This is a genomic window from Vibrio sp. D173a, assembly GCF_030248475.1.
The window spans coordinates 1-673 of the sequence record NZ_JAHGAH010001509.1; the positions used below are offsets into that span (position 1 = coordinate 1).

A 673-nucleotide genomic window follows, 5' to 3' on the forward strand; every position below is an offset into this window, starting at 1 on the left:
TTTTTAAACTCTCTCAGAAAATAGAACTTACTGCAGTTCAATAACTCTGCTAAATCATCGACAGAAATAGTGGTGCCGATGTTGTCTTCAATATACTGATCAACTTTGTCTACATGCCTCTGTTCAAACTTTGATGAATCGACCTGAATGTTCTTTTGGTCAACGTAGTTTGAATAGTTTTGAATGTAGTGGGTGGATAGTAACGAAAGCAGGTTTTGCAGATAGAGGTGACCATTTCTTCCTTTTGCCTGAACCTCAAGAATAAACAACTTGATGATCTCTTTGATGGTTTCATCAGGCACATTGTAATTGTTGAGAAATTGCAGATCTTTGCCTTCTAGGCTTAGTGGGCAACTGGAGAGAAACGCCTCTTCCTCAATGGCTAAAATTACAAAGTAGCAGGGCTCGGAAATGTCATGAGAAAAGGGCGTCTTTGGAGGGTTGATCCAAACGTCCCCCGGCGTGGTTTTTAACGAAACTAGGCTACCATTAGTTTCAGCTGTCCAGTTCAAATCCTGTTCTAGTGCGAGTGCAAAATAGAAATAGGGGGTATATACATTTTTAGGATAAAAGTGTGGCGAGCTTCCTTTTTCTAATATGACACCTGGCCAATCTAACTCGCGATTCGAAAACTCAATATCTAAAACCTGACCGCAGTCAGAGAGTTCATCGG

Annotated in this window: 1 protein-coding gene; it reads right to left on the minus strand. The window is 40.7% G+C overall.

Annotated elements, in window-relative coordinates; translation table 11 throughout:
* Positions 1–673 (minus strand): AraC family transcriptional regulator (locus KIV40_RS34390; RefSeq protein WP_306431950.1); only part of this gene is annotated, 673 nt, incomplete at both ends.